The sequence below is a fragment of the Nocardiopsis ansamitocini genome (assembly GCF_030268225.1).
GTDB lineage: Bacteria > Actinomycetota > Actinomycetes > Streptosporangiales > Streptosporangiaceae > Nocardiopsis_D > Nocardiopsis_D ansamitocini.
Window position 1 is genome coordinate 645517 of record NZ_BSQG01000001.1, and the last position, 16272, is coordinate 661788.

At 67.9% G+C, this 16272-nt stretch carries 13 protein-coding genes; 7 read left to right on the forward strand and 6 right to left on the reverse strand.

Annotated features, from left to right (window positions below):
* Window positions 1-56 precede the first annotated feature (56 nt).
* From QSJ59_RS02915 to QSJ59_RS02940, 6 genes are all read right to left on the reverse strand, one after another.
* Complete coding sequence (locus QSJ59_RS02915) at window positions 57-995, reverse strand: ABC transporter ATP-binding protein (protein WP_285757089.1); 939 nt, start codon at window positions 993-995, stop codon at window positions 57-59.
* A gap of 6 nt (window positions 996-1001) precedes the next feature.
* Window positions 1002-1952 (reverse strand): ABC transporter ATP-binding protein, encoded by a 951-nt coding sequence (locus QSJ59_RS02920; RefSeq protein WP_285757090.1) that lies wholly within the window; start codon window positions 1950-1952, stop codon window positions 1002-1004.
* A gap of 2 nt (window positions 1953-1954) precedes the next feature.
* Complete coding sequence (locus QSJ59_RS02925) at window positions 1955-2869, reverse strand: ABC transporter permease (RefSeq protein WP_432707410.1); 915 nt, start codon at window positions 2867-2869, stop codon at window positions 1955-1957.
* Window positions 2866-3861 (reverse strand): ABC transporter permease, encoded by a 996-nt coding sequence (locus QSJ59_RS02930; protein WP_285757091.1) that lies wholly within the window; start codon window positions 3859-3861, stop codon window positions 2866-2868. The genes QSJ59_RS02925 and QSJ59_RS02930 overlap by 4 nt, the downstream gene beginning before the upstream one ends.
* Window positions 3862-3966: 105 nt before the next feature.
* Window positions 3967-5694, reverse strand: a complete 1728-nt coding sequence (locus tag QSJ59_RS02935; protein WP_285757092.1) for an ABC transporter substrate-binding protein — start codon at window positions 5692-5694, stop codon at window positions 3967-3969.
* 320 nt (window positions 5695-6014) lie between these two features.
* Window positions 6015-7031 (reverse strand): LacI family DNA-binding transcriptional regulator, encoded by a 1017-nt coding sequence (locus QSJ59_RS02940; RefSeq protein WP_285757093.1) that lies wholly within the window; start codon window positions 7029-7031, stop codon window positions 6015-6017.
* Between the two features lie 330 nt (window positions 7032-7361).
* On the opposite strand from QSJ59_RS02940, the gene QSJ59_RS02945 reads away from it, so the two are divergent.
* The 7 genes from QSJ59_RS02945 (at window position 7362) to QSJ59_RS02975 (ending at window position 16271) form a co-directional block, all read left to right on the forward strand.
* The gene (locus QSJ59_RS02945; RefSeq protein WP_285757094.1) at window positions 7362-8600 is read left to right on the forward strand and encodes an MFS transporter; all 1239 of its coding nucleotides are present in this window, start codon (window positions 7362-7364) and stop codon (window positions 8598-8600) included.
* 415 nt (window positions 8601-9015) lie between these two features.
* Complete coding sequence (locus tag QSJ59_RS02950; RefSeq protein ID WP_285757095.1) at window positions 9016-10167, forward strand: ROK family transcriptional regulator; 1152 nt, start codon at window positions 9016-9018, stop codon at window positions 10165-10167.
* Window positions 10168-10229: 62 nt separating this feature from the next.
* Window positions 10230-11312 (forward strand): ABC transporter substrate-binding protein, encoded by a 1083-nt coding sequence (locus QSJ59_RS02955; RefSeq protein WP_285757096.1) that lies wholly within the window; start codon window positions 10230-10232, stop codon window positions 11310-11312.
* A 96-nt stretch (window positions 11313-11408) separates the two neighbouring features.
* Window positions 11409-12980, forward strand: a complete 1572-nt coding sequence (locus tag QSJ59_RS02960) for a sugar ABC transporter ATP-binding protein (protein WP_285757097.1) — start codon at window positions 11409-11411, stop codon at window positions 12978-12980.
* Complete coding sequence (locus tag QSJ59_RS02965) at window positions 12977-13984, forward strand: ABC transporter permease (protein ID WP_285757098.1); 1008 nt, start codon at window positions 12977-12979, stop codon at window positions 13982-13984. Before QSJ59_RS02960 ends, QSJ59_RS02965 begins: the two co-directional genes overlap by 4 nt.
* Window positions 13981-14991: an ABC transporter permease gene (locus QSJ59_RS02970; protein WP_285757099.1), complete on the forward strand. Its 1011-nt coding sequence runs from the start codon at window positions 13981-13983 to the stop codon at window positions 14989-14991. The genes QSJ59_RS02965 and QSJ59_RS02970 overlap by 4 nt, the downstream gene beginning before the upstream one ends.
* A gap of 32 nt (window positions 14992-15023) precedes the next feature.
* Complete coding sequence (locus tag QSJ59_RS02975; protein ID WP_285757100.1) at window positions 15024-16271, forward strand: Gfo/Idh/MocA family protein; 1248 nt, start codon at window positions 15024-15026, stop codon at window positions 16269-16271.
* The last annotated feature ends 1 nt before the right edge of the window (window position 16272 follow it).

Genomic DNA, 16272 nt, shown 5'->3' on the forward strand with positions numbered 1-16272 from the left:
GGCGTCCTGACACCCGACCACCGGCTCCCGCAACAGGAGCCCGCGGCACCGACCGTTCAGGCCGACGCTCTCGCCCCGTGCGGAAACGGCTGTACGAAATGGCCTTCGTCCGCCTCGAACAACTGGGCGGGAGGTTCCTGTCCGACGGGGAGATGATAATCGCGGATCCTGGTGTCGGCGGCCTCGCGTGCCTTCAGCTCGGCTTCGACCTCCTCCCACTTCTTGTGGAACTGGGGCACCGAGGAGAGCAGCTTCTTGGTGTAGGGGTGCAGCGGATCGCCGAACACCTTCTCGGTGCGCCCCCGTTCCACGATCGACCCCTTGTGCACGATCACCGTCTCGTCGCTGATGTAGTTGCCCAGCGCCAGGTCGTGGGTGATGAAGAGGATCCCCAGGCCGCGCGCCTTGAGGTCGCCCAGCAGGTTGAGCACGTCAATACGGGTGGAGGCATCGAGCATACTGATGATCTCGTCGGCCACCAGGTAGTCGATGTCCAGCAGCAGTGCCCGGGCGATCAGCAGCCGCTGCAACTGACCGCCGCTGAGCTGATGGGGGTACTTGCCCAGAATCTGCTGGGGGTCCAGGCGAACCGTCTCGAGCGCGGCATGCACCTTGGCACGCCACTGGGCATCGGGGACGTCGCGGTAGTACTCACCGCGCACCATCGCGAAGACACGGTCAGCCTTGAACACCGGGTTGTAGCTGCTGAACGGGTCCTGGAACACTCCCTGGACCCGGCGGTAGTAATCCTTGAGCCGGCGGTTGCCGCGCAGGGTGGAGATGTCGGTGCCGTCGCAGGTGATCGTCCCCTGACTGACCGAGGCGATGCGCAGCGCCATCTTGCCCAGCGTGCTCTTGCCCGACCCGCTCTCCCCGATCAGGGCGACGACCTCACCGCGACGCACCTCGAAGTCGGCCTCGCGTACCGCGGTGAGGCGGTCGGAGCCGAAGGAACCGACGTTGTAGACCTTGGAAACCCGGTCGAATCTCAGCATTTGTGGTCACTCGGCCTTCCAGCAGGCGACGTGGTGGTCGGGGGTGACCTCCACGAAGGGGGGTTCGGTCGCGCACTCGTCGGAGGCCAGGGGGCAGCGTGCCCGGAACCGACATCCTTTCGGCGGGTCCAGCAGCCCGGGCGGACTGCCGGGGATGCCGGTCAGGCGCTGCTCGGCGTACGTGACCCCTACTTCGGGCAGTGCCGAGATCAGCATCCGGGTATAGGGGTGGCGGGGCGCCTCGATGATCGTGCGGGCCGGAGCCTTCTCGGCGAGACGTCCGGCGTACATCACCATGATGCTGTCGGCGATCTGGTAGACCAGCGAGATGTCGTGGGTGACCACGACCATGCTCTTGACGAACCGGCGGTCGCGGAACTCCACCAGCATCTCGGCGACCGCGCGCTGGGTGGACACGTCCAGTGCCGAGGTCACCTCGTCGGCGATCAACAGGGACGGGTCGAGGATCGTGGACAGCACCATCACGACGCGCTGTTTCATCCCGCCCGACAGCTCGATGGGGTAGCGCTTGAGCACCTCGGTGTCCAGCCCCACCAACTCCAGGCGGCGGTGCAGCTCCTCGCGCACCGTCTTGAAGCGCACCCCCCGGGACTCCAGCAGTTCGGCGATCATCACGCCGATCTTGCGGGTGGGGTTCATCGCGCTCATCGAGTACTGCGGGATGATCGAGATCTCCTTGAACCGGAAACGGTTCATGGCGGCGTCGTCCCAGATCGGAACCTCGGTCCCGTCGAGTTCGACGGAGCCGCCGACATATCTCATCCGGCCGTCGAGGCGGATCAGGCTCTTGCTGAGCGTGGACTTGCCGCTGCCCGACTCCCCCGCCAGACCCATGATCTCGCCGTCGGCCAGGGTGAAGGTGGGCCCGTCCAACGCGTGCACGTCGCCGCGCAGCGTCCGGTAGTAGACCCGCAGGTCCGAGACCTTGAGGCTCACCGTTACATCTCCCTCAGCTTGGGATTGAAGACCTCGTCCAGTCCGACGTTCATGATGTAGAGGGAACCCACGATCGCGGTGATCCCCAGGCCCGGCGGCACGAACCACCACCACACGCCCAATTGGAGGGCGCCCCACTTGACCGCCTGGTGCATCATCAGGCCCAGCGACATCCCGTCGGTGGGCCCGAGTCCCACGAAGTCCAGCCCGGCGGCGGCCAGGACCGAGCCGCCGAACAGCAGGATGAAGGTCATGAACAGGTAGGAGCTCATGTTGGGTGCGATGTCGCGCAGGATGATCTTGTGGGTGCGAAACCCGCTGAGCCGGGCGAGGTCCACGTAGTCGCGTGAACTCAGCGACAGTGCCTGGGAGCGGATCGCACGCGCGGCCCACGGCCAGGTGGTGAGACCGATGAACAGCGACTGCATGACTATGCCGCGCGACTCCAGGTAGGCGGCGATGATGAGCAGCACCGCCAGGGTCGGCAGCACGAGGACGACGTTGGTGATCATGTTGAGGATCTCGTCGATCCAGCCGCCCTTGTACCCGGCGACGAACCCGACGGTCATTCCGATCACCGCGCCGATGCCACCGCCGAGCACCCCGACCAGGAACGTGGAGCGGACACCGTGCGCGAACTGGACGAAGATGTCCTGACCGAACTGGGTGGTACCGAACCAGTACTGTGCCGAGGGCTCCAGGCCGGGCGGCGCGATGCGCTCGTTGGGGCCGTTCTGGAAGAAAAAAGGCGCGAGGATGCCGAGCAGAAGCAGGCTCCCGACGATCGCAGAACCGATGAGCAGTTTCTTGTTGCGCAGCGCGAAGTACAGCGCTTCGCGTCGGGGTGCCTCGGGGAGTGCGGCAGCGGTCCCCTCAGGGCCGGCCAAGGGATCGGGCAGCGGTTGCGCGGCGGTCACTTGACTCCCCCTTGCAGTTGGATCCGGGTCCGCGGATCGACCAGGACGTAGACGATGTCGATGATGAAGTTGGCGATCAGGACCCCCGCCACGATGAACAGGAACGCGCCCTGGAGCAGGAAGAAGTCCTGGTTCTGGATGGCCTGGAGGATCAGGAAGCCGAGACCCGGATAGGAGAAGACGATCTCGGTGAGCAGGGAGCCCGCCACAACGGTGCCCAACTGCACGGCGAGACCGGTGATCTGGGGCAGCATGGCGTTGCGGAAGGCGTACTTGCGGATCAACCTGCGCGGGGCCCCGAGCGCCTGGAGGTAGTTGGAGTACTCGGACTCCAACTCGTAGATGATCATGTTGCGCATACCGATCGCCCAACCGCCCAGCGCCACCAGGAACATGGACAGGAACGGCAGGAACCAGTGCTGGACGAGGCTGGAGACGAACATCCAGGAGAAGTCGGGACGCAGGGCGAAACTGTAGGCGCCGGCGACCGGGAACCACCCGGCGACGATCCCCAGCCCCCAGGCCAGCAGCAGGGCCAGCCACATGTAGGGAGTGGCCGTGAGCACGTAGCCCACCGGCAGTACCGTGTTGTCCAGCCATTTGCTGCGGGCGGCGTAGGCACCGAACCGGTTGCCCACCACCCAGCTGAGCAGGATGGCCGGCAGCAGGAGGCCGAGGCTGAAGGGGACGGCCCGCAGGATGACGTCGGTCACCGGGGTGGGGAACAACCAGACACTGATCCCGAGGTCCCCTTTGAACAGCGCCCCCCAGAAGTTGAGGTACTGCTGCCAGATGGGCAGGTCGAATCCGAAAACACTGGTGTAGTAGTCGCGCATGGCCTGGGACGCCTCGGGGTTGTTCAGTGAGGCGCGTGCGAGTCTGCTCTGGACGGGGTCGCCCGGCATGAAGCGCGGGATCATCCAGTTGATCGTCACGGCGACGAAGAACGTCAGCGCGTAGACGAAGATCTTTCTGGCGAAGTATTTACGCAACCGGCCCTCCTGGCCCTTGCGGCCGGTGGCCGGTCCCCGGACACCGGCCCGTACGGGAGGCGGCGGACGGGGACCGGGGCATTCACCGGGCGCTCGACTGGTTCCCTACTCTGCTTCTTCTTCGGCCACCGGTTCGAGTTCGGTCAGCGCCAGGATGGCGCCCAACTGGAAGTAGCCGCGCCAGGTCGAGGGCAGATAGTGGTTGTCGGTCTCGCTGGAGGGCCAGTTCGTCCAGACGGACTCGTTGGCCTGGGACCACAGGCCGTTGTACCAGAGGGGGATGATGGGCATCTCTTCCAGCTGGATCTGCTGGATCTTCCCGGTCACCTCGCTGATGGCCTCGGGGTCGTCGACCGGCACCTGGTCGAGCTGGTCGACCAGGTCCCAGGCATCTTCGTTCTCGTAGCGACCGAAGTTGACCGTGGACTGCGACTCCTGGACCGGCAGGCGGAAGATGTAGTCGTAGTAGGTCCAGGGGGTGTTGCTGATCTGGCGCTCATTGTTGATGAGCAGATCGAAGTCGCCGCTGCTGCGCTGGTCGACAAGCGCGTTGAACTCGGGGAAGTCCGCGGTGACGTTGATACCGGCGGCCTGGGCGCTCTCGCTGATCACCCGGGCGGCCTCCATCCAGTCGGTCCACCCGCTGGGCACGATCAGGGACAGCTCGATCGGGTCGCCATCGGGGGTCTCGACGAAGCCGTCGCCGTCGCCGTCGGTGTAGCCGGCATCCTCCAGGAGTTTCGCGGCCTCGGTGGAACTGAAGGGAGTGGCGTACTCGTCCACGACCTCGGTGTCGATGTACTGGTCCCAGGCCGGGAGAAGACCGGTGGGATCGGAAGGAGTGACGATTCCGCCGTAGACACCGTCCACGATCTCGTTGATGTCCACGGACGCGGCGAGCGCCTTGCGGAACTCGGCGTCGTCCATCGGCTCCCTGGTGGTGTTGGGCACCAGCCACGCGGTGTTGGCCGCGATCATGTAGGGCGCCTCGGGGTAGTAGGTCGTGACCCCGTAACCGCCCTCGACCAGTTGGGCGATCCCCGGTAGGAAGTTGTTGCTCAGGTCCACCCCGCCCTGCAGGACCTGCCCCAGCGCCGCCTCGTTGCTGGTGTTGACGATGTCGACGATGTAGGTGGGGGCGACCTCGTGCCCCAGGGCCTCGGTGGCCCACCAGGAGTCGCTCTTCTTCCAGACCTGACGGTCCTGGTCGTGGGTCTCGTAGACGTAGGCGCCGGTACCGACCGGCTCCTCGTTGGCTCCGGTGACGGTTTCCTCTTCGGAGCGATCAGCCCACAAATGCTCGGGCACGATGGCGTTGAAGTAGAGCCAGTTGGCCCACTGGGCGTAGTTGGCCTTGGAGAAGGTGAATTCGACCGTGTGCTCGTCGGTGGCCTCGACGCTCTCCAGCCACTCCCACAGGTTGCTGTAGGAGCTGGTCTCCAGCTTGCCCAGTTCGACGGTGAAGACCACGTCGTCGGCGGTGAACGCCTCGCCGTCGGACCACTCGACGCCCTGGCGCAGCTTCAGTTCGTAAGTGGCGTCGTCGGTCCAGTCGCCGCTCTGCGCCAGCCACGGAAGGTACTCGCCGGTCTCCGGCTCGAACAGGAACAGCGTCTCGTAGACCAGGCCGACGGTGCCGGTCGCGTAATTGCCAAGACTCAACGGGTTCCAGCTGATGGGCGGCCCCCACTGACTGCCGCCGGTGTAGAGCGTCTGCTCGCGCGGGTAGTTGCCGGCGGGGGCGTCCGCCGGATCACCTCCGCCGCCCGAGCAGGAGGTGGCCACCAGCGCGGCCAGCACGAGGGGGGTCAGAAACCTGAACCGGTTTCGCATCGTGTTAGTCTCCTTCATCCACCGCATCGGGGATGTCCCCGCGCGGCAGTCCTCAGAGCGCGCCCAGGCCGTGGTCCCCCCGTAGCCGACCGCCCGCTCACGCGTTCTTGGTCCTGATGCGGATGCCTCACCCCGGACCAGTGACCCAGGTCACGTGGAGGGGTGAACGAAAGAACATCACTAAACCGGTTCAGCGTCAAGATGCGTTATAGAAACTAAACCGGTTAATCGAGAAAAATTCTCTTATCTTCGGAAAGAGGCCGAAAGTACCGCATCCGCAATGGAGGGAAACCTCCGGCAACGGGTGCGGGCGGTGGAGTTCAGCGCCCGGCCGGGCCGGTACTGGCACGCGGAAGCAGCCTGCTGGGCAGCGTAGGCACCGCCTTGACCGCGGCCCCGGCGATCCGCTCCATGAGCAGGGAGACCGCCAATCGCCCGTGCTGGTTGACGTCGCGCCCCACCGCGGTCAGCGCGGGCCGGATGGCACCGCAGATCACAGAGTCGTCCCATGCCACGATCGACAGCTGCTCGGGCACAGAGACCCCCAGCTCCTGGGCGACACCCAGCGCGGCCACCGCCATGAGGTCGTTGTCGAAGATGAGCGCACTGGGCGGCGCCTCGGAGCCCAGCAGGGCACGCGTGACCTCGGCGGCCTTTGCACTGGTGTAGTCGGCGTACACCACCTCGGCGGCGTCGAGCCCGACCTCACGCGCGGTCCGGTCGAAGGCGATCGACCGGACCTCGGTGTGCACGAACTCAGCAGGGCCGGCCACCCGGGTGATCCGGCGGTGGCCGAGCGCCGCGAGATACTCGACGACCTCGTTCATCGCCTCGGCGTCATCGGTCCAGGCGCAGGAGAAACCGTCGGTGTACTCCGGCCCCCCGATGACGACGGCGGGCAGGCCCATCTCGGCCAGGACCGGCAGCCGGGAATCGTTGCGGCGCAGGTCGACCAGCAGGACCCCGTCGACCCTGCGCTCCGCGTGCCACCGCTGATAGGTCGCCAGCTCCAACTCGCGGTCGTCGGCGGCCTGGAGCATCAGCGCGGTACCGCCACCGGCGAGTTCCTCCTGGATACCGCCGATCAGCCGCATGAAGAAGGGCTCGGCCGAGAGCGCTCGCGCCGGACGGTCGACCACAAGGCCGATCACCCCGGCACGCCCGTCGGAAAGGGCGCGGGCCGCACTGCTGGGCGCCCACCCCAACTGCTCGGCGATGTCCAGGATCCGCTGACGAGTCGCGTCGGAGACGCCGGGGCGACCGTTGAGGGCATAGGAGACAGCCCCCTTGGAGACACCGGCCGCCTTGGCGATGTCGACGATCGTCGGGCGCCTCATACCATCTCCCCGCTCGTTCAGTGAACCGGTTCACCATCGACAACCGGAAATTGACGGACTTCTGCATTCGCTGCGCATCGTATTACTTCTCAGGCCGTCAATTCACCCCATCGACAATACGTGATGACCTGCCCGGCCGACGGAGTCTGCCAAGGGCCTACCCAGTCCGGAACTTGACGAACGATAGGTGGGATGTATTTTGGTGGCCTACCGCACCCCCGGGCTCGTCCAGCCACTCCCCAAAGCTGACAGCGCCCGCCGCGACCGGCATACGAGCCCCATGCTCCGGGAAGGCGCCGCCTGGAGAGTTGTAAGGAGCACTCTTCAGCCGTGTCCCCTCTCGCCGCGCTGCGTCGCATGCACGAAATCGCCGGTGCCCCCCTGCTCATCGCCTCGTTCCTGGCCCGACTCCCCATGTCCATGGCACTGATCGGCGTCCTCACGCTGGTCACCACCGAGACGGGCAGCGTCGCCGCCGGCGGACTCGCCTCAGGTGCGCTCGCTCTGGGCGAGGCACTCGGCGGGCCGGTCATCGCACGGTTCGCCGACCGACTCGGACAGCGGCCAGTGGTACTGCTGGCCTCGTTGGTGGAGGCCGTACTGCTGGGAGCCCTCGTCGCGGCGGTCACCGCCGGATGGGCGACGGCACCACTGATCGGACTGTGCGCCCTGGCCGGCCTGGCCATGCCACAGATCGGGCCGCTGGCCAGGGCCCGGTGGATCTCCATCGCCACCCGTTCCCCCGACCGGGACCGCTCGGTCTCTGCCGCGTTGAGCGTGGACGGCGTACTGGACGAGACCGGTTTCGTGGTGGGTCCGGCCGTGGTCGGCGTACTCGCCGTCGTGGCGAGTCCCGCGGCCGGAGTCGTCGGTGCCGCCGTCCTGGTCGGAGTGTTCGGGACAGCCTTCGCCGTGCACCGCAGCGCACTGCCCGGGACGCGACCCGACCCGCACAGCGACCGGCTATGGCGCGTGGGGCTGCTGGTACTGGCCGTGCCGATGCTGTGCCAGGGCGCGTTCTTCGGTGGGGCGACAGCGGGGGTGACCGCTTTCAGTCAACAGCTCGGACGCCCCGACCTGGCCGGCCTGATGTACGCGGTGATGGGTGTGACCAGTGCCGTCGCCGGGCTCCTGATGGCATCGGTTCCGCCATCCGTGGGGCTCGCGAGCCGGCTGCGGATGGCCGCCGGCGCACTGACCCTGCTTTCGGCTGGACTGATCGTCGCGTCGGGAACTTGGGGCCTCCTCGCGGCGATGCTGCTGCTGGGGTGCGCCATCGGACCACACGTGGTCACGATCTTCTCGTTGATCGAACGCGCCGCCCCGGCCGCACGACTGGCCCAGGCGATGACCGTCATGCTGAGTTTCCTGATTCTCGGCCAGTCCGCGGGGTCCTCGGTGGCCGGGACTCTGGCCGAACGATTCGGCCCTCAGGGTGCGTTCGCGCTGACCACCGCCGCAGCGGCAATCGCCCTGATCGGGTCGGTGGCGCTCGTGCGCTCACGCTGGTACGCCCCGCGCCCTGTTCCCGGGCCTCCCGCTCCCGTCGAACCGGTTCACACGTCCTGACCACCGCTCGGCCGGCCCCGGACGGGCCGTCCGCTTAAGGCCGCCCGCTCCTCCGGGGCAGGGCGGTCCTCTTGGCCGCCTCTGCCGTCGCGCCGCACAACAGCAGCATCATCGCGGTCACACCCTGCGCGTGAACACGCCGGGCGCCACGGCCGCACCACATGGTGGCCCGAAACGGTGACCCGAAACACCGCGACTCTGTCTTGACCTGCGCTCCCCTTGCACCAGGGCCACTCATTCCGCCCCGACGAACAGGCAAAAGAGGGGCTTTTGCCGCCCCTTCGGCAGAACTCGTTTCGATAACTTCGTTCGATGATCGACGTAAGTAGTGTTGACGATCAGTCCTAAGTCATCTTAATTTGTGTCGCACACCACACATGGGAATCCGGAGACCGTGTTGAACTCACCAGGAGACGTGCTAGACCTCATCAGCCGCGGGGCCGCCGAGACCCGGACGGACCTCGCCCGGCAGACCGGAATGGCACGTTCCACCGTGGCCCAGCGAGTCGACGCGCTGATCGGTTTCGGCCTGGTGGAAGAGACCGAACCCGGGGAATCCACCGGGGGCAGGCCGCCCCGCCTGCTCCGCCTCAACACGGCCCACAACTGCGTACTCGGAGTCGACCTCGGCGCAACCCACTGCCGCGTCGCTCTGCTGGACATCGGCGGAAAGCCGTTGGCCAGCTGCGAGACCCCTATCCAGATCACCCAGGGCCCGCACGAAGTCCTGGCACACGTCGACGCCCGCATGCACGAGCTCCTGACCCGGGCCAACCGGCCGCTGGAATCGGTCAAGGCCATCGGCATCGGCGTCCCCGGCCCGGTGGAGTTCGCGACCGGGCGCCCCGTCAACCCACCGATCATGCCCGGCTGGCACGAATACCCGATCCCCGACTTCTTCACCAGCCGATACAACGTCGAAGTCCTCGTGGACAACGACGTGAACGTCCTCGCACTGGGCGAACGACGCTTCGCCTACCCGGGCTCAGCCCACTTGCTCTTCGTCAAGATCGGCACCGGAATCGGCTGCGGCATCGTCGCCGACGGCCGACTCCACCGAGGCGCACAGGGCAGCGCCGGCGACATAGGGCACATCCGGGTCCCCGACGCCCCCCACGCGGTGTGCCGGTGCGGCAACACCGGCTGCCTGGAGGCGGTCGCCGGCGGTGCGGCACTGGCTGCCCGGCTCAGCGCGGCGGGCACGCCCGCGCGGACCGGACACGACGTCGTCACCCTGGTGAACCAGGGAGACGCCGCCGCACTGCGACTGGTCCGCGAGGGCGGCCGGGTCATCGGCGACGTGCTCGCCGGCCTCGTCAACTTCTTCAATCCCGAGGCCATCGTCGTGGGAGGCGTGATGGCCCAGGTCCACGAACCGCTGCTGGCCGGAATGCGCGAAGTGATCTACCAGCGCTCCCTGCCACTGGCGACCCACCGCCTCACCGTTGTTCCCAGCAGGTCGGGGGAAGAGGGCGGTTCGCTCGGCGCGGGGCGTCTGGCGATCGACCACATCCTCGCCCCCGACTACATCAACCGTGCGCTGTCCACCGGACAGGGCGCGGCCTGACCACAATCCCCTGGGTCGCCTCCCCCGCGACCCGGACAGTATCGGCACCCCTGGAGGCCACGATGAGTTCACGACCGCGATGGCACGACTTCTCCGCCCTGGCCGCGGGCGCGCTCCTGATCGGCGCGACCGCCTGTAGCACTCCCGACTCCGGCGGCGGCGACGGCGCCGACGGTGCGGCCGAGGGCCCCTTCACCATCGGCCTGAGCAACGGCTTCATCGGCAGCGAATGGCGCGAGCAGATGCTCGCCACCTTGGAAGAGGCGGTCGGGGAGTACCAGGCCCAGGACATCGTGGACGAACTCGTCGTCGAGAGCGCCGACGTGGATGTCAACGGCCAGATCCAGCAGATCCGCAACCTGATCAACTCGGGGGTGGACGCCATCATCGTCAACCCCAACTCCCCCACTGCCTTGGACCAGGTCTTCGCAGAGGCCGACGACCAGGGAATCCTCGTCCTGGCGATCGACCAGGCAGTCACCTCCGAGAGCGTCACCAACGTCGTGATCGACCAGGGCGAGTGGGCAGCGGCAAACGCCCAGTGGCTGGCCGACGAGGTCGGTGAGGGCGGCACGATCATCGCGGTGAACGGCATCGACGGTCACCCCGCCAACGAGGCCCGTTGGGCCGGTGCGACCGAGGTCTTCGACTCCGCCGGCGTCGAGGTCGTGGCCAACGACTTCGCCCAGTGGGACCAGGCCACCGGCCAGCAGGTGACCCAGAACCTCCTGGCCAGCCACCCGGACGTGGACGGCATCTTCGTCCAGGACGGTATGGCGCTGGGCGCGTTCCAGGCACTGGAGTCCGAAGGCAAGGTCGGCGACGTCGCCATCACCGGCGAGGCTCGTGTCGGCTTCATGAAGCGCTGGGCCGAGCAGCGCGAGGAGGACGCCGAGTACTCCAGCATCGGCGTGCCCAACCCGCCCGCCGGCTCGGTCTCCGCGCTGCACGTGGCGGTCCGGATGTTGCAGGGCCAGGAGTTCACCTCCGACGCCCTCGACGGCAACACCCTCTACCTGCCGATCCCCGAGACCGTCACCGACGACAACTTCGACGAGCAGTTCGGCGCCGTTGAAGGCGAGCCCGACACCTATGCGGTGGACGGCAGCCTCACCCCCGAAGAGGCCGACGCCTACTTCCAGTAGCCGTCCCACCTTGCGTACGGCGGGCCCGTCCCGGGTCCGCCGTACGCAAGGGCCCGCGGTGACCCAATGACGACTCGACCCGAAGGAGCGAGCCCGGTGGCATCGACCGCCTTCCTGGAAATGACCGGGGTGCGCAAGCGCTACGGCGGCGTGACCGCACTGGACGGAGCCGACTTCGCAGCCGAGGCCGGTACGGTGCACGCCGTGCTGGGCCCCAACGGTTCCGGTAAGAGCACGCTGCTCAAAGTCCTCACCGGGGTCGTGGCCCCCGATGAGGGGGAGGTACGGCTGAACGGGCGGGCTCTGCGCCCGCGCGGCCCCCGCGACACCGCCGAGGCGGGCATCAGCGCCGTCTACCAGGAGCTGTCGCTGATCGACGACTTCAGCGTCCTGGACAACCTGGTCCTCGGTGTGGAGCCGCGCAAACGGGGGGTGCGCGATCGTGCCGCCGCGCGGCGCCTGGCCCTTCCCTGGCTGGAGCGCTTCGCCGAGGCATTCGGCGGCCGGGTTCCCGTGGACGAGCGAGTGGCCGACCTCGACCCGGGCGAGCGCCAGGTGGTGGAGGTGTGCAAGGCACTGGTTCGCCAACCGCGGGTGCTCGTTCTGGACGAAGCGACCGCCTCCCTGCGTCGGAGGCAGGTGGAGGTCCTGTTCGACGTGGTCCGCGAACTGCGGGAGTCGGGTGTCCTCGTCCTGTTCATCACGCACCGGCTCGCCGAGATCCTCGCGGTGTGCGACCGCGCCACGATCATGCGCAACGGCTCCGATATCCGCACCGTGACGATCGCGGAAGTCCCTGAGCGCGACCTGGTCGAGTTGATGGTGGGTGAGCTCGCCGCTGCGGAAAGCACCGAGTCCAGCGCCACCGACGAGGTTCGCCTGGACGTGGACGGACTGTCCGCGGGCCGTCTGCACGACGCCACCTTCCAGGTTCGCGCCGGAGAGGTCCTGGGCCTGGGCGGCCTTCAGGGCCAGGGCCAGTCCCACCTGCTCTCTGCACTGTTCGGTGCGCTCAAGCCCCGCGCCGGAACGATCACGCTGGACGGCGAAACCGTGCAGTCGCGCTCGCCGAAGCAGGCCGTTCGGGCCAAAATTGCCTATGTCCCGGGTGACCGGGGCTCGCAAGGGCTCGCGTTGGGTCGACCGATCCTGGAGAACTTCGCACTGCCCTCAGCGGGGCGGCGCGCGTGGTTGGGGATCGGGCTGTCCCGCAAGCGCGAACTGGCCGCCGCCCGGGCCGTCGCCGAGCGCATCTCCACCCGTTACGGCTCTTTGGACGACCCGGTCTCGACCCTCTCGGGCGGCAACCAGCAGAAGATCGTGGTCGGCAAGTGGTTCCCCACCGAACCACGGGTGGTGCTGATGGACGACCCGGCCAAGGGCATCGACGTCCGCGCCAAGGCCGAACTCTTCCACGTGGTCAGGGAACTGGCCGCGTCGGGGGCCGCGGTGCTGATATCGGCCAGCGACGACCGGGAACTGGTGGAGCTGTGCGACCGGGTCCTGGTCCTGTTCGAGGGACGGATCGTTGACGAGGTCGAGGGCGACCGGCTCACCGAGGAGACCCTGGTCTCCAGCGCCATGCACATCACCGAGGCCGACCGGGCCGTCGCAACCACGGCGACCGCGGACACCGACCCGGCCGCCCCTGAGCGGGAGGACTCGTGAACACGCTCACCGCCCGGGCCGGCACCAGCGTCTCGAACCTGACGCGGGCTCGAATGCCGATGGTCGCCACCACGGTGCTGCTCATCGTCACCGTCACCGCCGCGGCGACCCTTCAGGGCAACTTCTTCACGCCCTATGGGATGACCGCCAACTTCGCGACGATCCTGCCCATCGCCACGGTCGCCGTCGCCCAGACGATCATCGTGCTGTCGGGCGGTATCGACCTGTCCATCGGCACCATCGTCACACTGTCCTCGGTGGTGACCGTGCGGCTGATGGACGGCGGCGACCCCTCCCAAGTACCGCTGGCCCTGGCCGCGGGACTGGCCACCGGGGCCGCGTGCGGACTCTTCAACGGCCTGCTCGTCGCGGTACTGCGGCTGCAGCCGATCGTGGCAACTTTCGCCACGAGCTTCGTGTTCGGCGGCGTCGCGCTGTTGGTGCTGTCCTCCCCCGGAGGAACGGTGCCGGCCGTGCTCACCGGTGGCTACCGGCAGGTGTTCGCCTACCTCGTTCCGGTTCCGGCCCTGCTGCTGCTCGTTCTTTGGCTGGCGTGGCGGCTGCTGCGTGCGCAGCGCATCGGCCAGTACCTCTACGCCGTGGGCGGTAACGCGGGGGCCTCCTACGCCTCGGCGGTTCCCGTCACCTGGGTCCGCGTCTTCGCCTACACGGCGGGCGGCACCGTGGCGGCACTGGCGGGCGTGGCCCTGTTGGCCAACTCCGGCTCGGGCGACCCCTTCATCGGCAACGAACTGACCCTCGGATCGATCGCCGCCCTGGTGATCGGTGGCACCCGGCTGCGCGGAGGCGCGGGCGGGGCCGGCGGTTCCATCCTGGGCGCGATCATCCTGACCCTGATCCAGAACCTGGTGTTCTTCGCGGGTGTGCCCACCAACGCCCGCGAACTCGTCAACGGCGCGATCATCATCATCGCGATCGCGCTGGCCGGCCTGCTCACCGCCCGGAGCGAACGCGCCGGGCGCAGCGAAGGGAGGACCGCGTGAGCGCTCCGCAGACATCCACTCCGACCTCCAGTCCGATCGCTGACCGCCTGCGACGCGCCGCACGCGATCCGGTGGTGGTCTCCGGGATCGCCGCCCTGGCCCTATGGGTGGTGGCCGCGATCGTCTCACCGGCGTTCGCGTCATGGAGCCAGATCCTGACCCTGTTGATGCTCGCCTCCTTCCTCGGTGTGATCGCCATCGGGCAGACCCTGGTGATCATCGCCGGCGGAGAGGGCATCGACCTGTCCGTGGGGGCGGTTGCCACCTTGGCGGCCATCATCGGCTCGCGCTACATGGACGGCTCCAACGAGAACCTCCTGCTCGCGGTCGTCCTGGCCCTCGGGGCCGCGGCGATCGTGGGAGTGATCAACGGCGTGGGGATCCTGATGTTCAGGGTCCCGCCCCTGGTCATGACATTGGGCATGATCGCGGTGGTGTACGGGTTCATCCGGCTCTACACGGGCGGTCGTCCGGCTGGGTCGGCCGCGCCGGCCCTTCGGACCCTGGTCACGGGCGACACCGTGGCCGGCATCCCGGGTGTGCTGTGGCTGTGGCTGGCCCTGTCGGTCCTGGTGATCTGGTTGCTGCGGCGCACCTCCTACGGCTGGCGTCTCTACGCGGTGGGCGGCAACCCCAACGCGGCCTACCTGTCGGGGGTGAACACCAAGGCGGTCAAGCTCAGCGCCTACGTGCTGTCCTCGGTATTCGCGGGCGTGGGCGGCCTCCTGCTCCTGGGCTACACCCAGACCGTGTTCCTGCGGCTGGCGGATCCCTACATGCTGCCCAGCGTGGCGGCCACCGTGGTCGGCGGCACCGCGCTGATCGGAGGCGTCGGGGGCTACCTGGGCACCATCATCGGCGCGATCCTGCTGACCGTCCTGGACTCCTTCCTGCGCATCCTGCAACTGGGCGGCGGAGCCGGCGACGCGCCCCGGCAGATCATCTACGGCCTGGTGCTGCTGGTGGTGCTCTCGGCGTACGGGCGGCAAAGACGCCTGCGGCAATGAGTCGTAGGACCTCGAACGATTGGAGATGACACATGAGTGAGCGTCTGGGCGTCGGCATCGTCGGCAGCGGGTTCATCGCGGAGTTTCACACCCGGTCCTTCCGGGGCGTGCGCGATGCCGACGTCGTCGCGGTAAGCGGACGCAACGCCGAGACCGTGCGCGGCGTGTGCGACCTGGCCCGCAAGATCCAGGTGGGCGACCCCACCGGCTACTCCGATGTCCGGGACATGGTGCGTGATCCGGCCGTGGACGCGGTGTGGCTCACCACCCCCAACCACGTCCGGTTGGAGACCGTGCGCGCGATCGTGGAGGAGGTCGGTTCGGGCCGGGCCTCCCTGCGCGGTATCGCCATCGAGAAGCCCCTCGGGCGCACGGTCGCCGAGGCTGCCGAGGTTCTGGCACTGGTGGAGAGTGTGGGTCTGTCCCACGGCTACCTGGAGAACCAGGTGTTCGCCCCCGGCGTGACCCGTGCCCACGAGCTGGTGTGGGCACGTGGGGCATCCGCAGCGGGGGCCCCCTACCTGGCCAGGTGCGCCGAGGAGCACAGCGGCCCGCACAGTGCCTGGTTCTGGCAGGGCGACAAGCAGGGCGGCGGCGTCCTCAACGACATGATGTGCCACAGCGTGGAGGCGGGCCGGTTCCTGCTCACTCCGCCCGGGGTGCGCAAGTCCGAGTGGCTGACGCCGGTCAGCGTGGACGCCACCATCGCCTGCTTGAAGTGGGCGCGTCCCGCCTATTCCGAGCAGCTGCGGGAGCGTTTCGGCCCGGAGGTGGACTACCAGCGTGCGCCTTCGGAGGACTACGCGCGCTCCACGGTCGTCTACCGAAACGGCGACGGCGACGAGGTGGTCTCGGAGGGCACGACGTCGTGGAGCTACGTGGGCGCCGGTCTGCGGCTGACCTTCGAGCTGCTGGGCCCGGAGTACGCGATGGCGGTGAACTCCCTGGACACCGAGGCCAAGGTGTTCCTCAGCCGGGAGATCTCGGGCAAGCCCGGCGAGGACCTGGTGGAGAAGCAGAACGCCGAGGGCGGGTTGATGCCGATCCTGTCCGATGAGGCGGGCGCGTACGGCTACACCGAAGAGAACCGGCACATGGTGACGAGTTTCCTTCAGGGCACCCCGCCCGCCGAGGACCTGCACGACGGTCTGCTGGTGACCAAGGTGCTGATGGCCTCCTACCTGTCCGCGCAGGAAGGCCGCCGTATCGACCTGGACTCCACGGACCTGACCGATTTCGTGCCGGATGTCGCCACCGGCAACTGGCGCTCGGGGCGCTAGG

What these genes read in the sequence shown, in the direction of transcription:
- QSJ59_RS02915 (WP_285757089.1), bottom strand. Translation starts at nt 995, where the DNA reads ATGCTGAGATTCGACCGGGTTTCCAAGGTCTACAACGTCGGTTCCTTC.
- QSJ59_RS02935 (WP_285757092.1), bottom strand. Translation starts at nt 5,694, where the DNA reads ATGCGAAACCGGTTCAGGTTTCTGACCCCCCTCGTGCTGGCCGCGCTG.
- QSJ59_RS02940 (WP_285757093.1), bottom strand. Translation starts at nt 7,031, where the DNA reads ATGAGGCGCCCGACGATCGTCGACATCGCCAAGGCGGCCGGTGTCTCC.
- QSJ59_RS02955 (WP_285757096.1), top strand. Translation starts at nt 10,230, where the DNA reads ATGAGTTCACGACCGCGATGGCACGACTTCTCCGCCCTGGCCGCGGGC.
- QSJ59_RS02975 (WP_285757100.1), top strand. Translation starts at nt 15,024, where the DNA reads ATGAGTGAGCGTCTGGGCGTCGGCATCGTCGGCAGCGGGTTCATCGCG.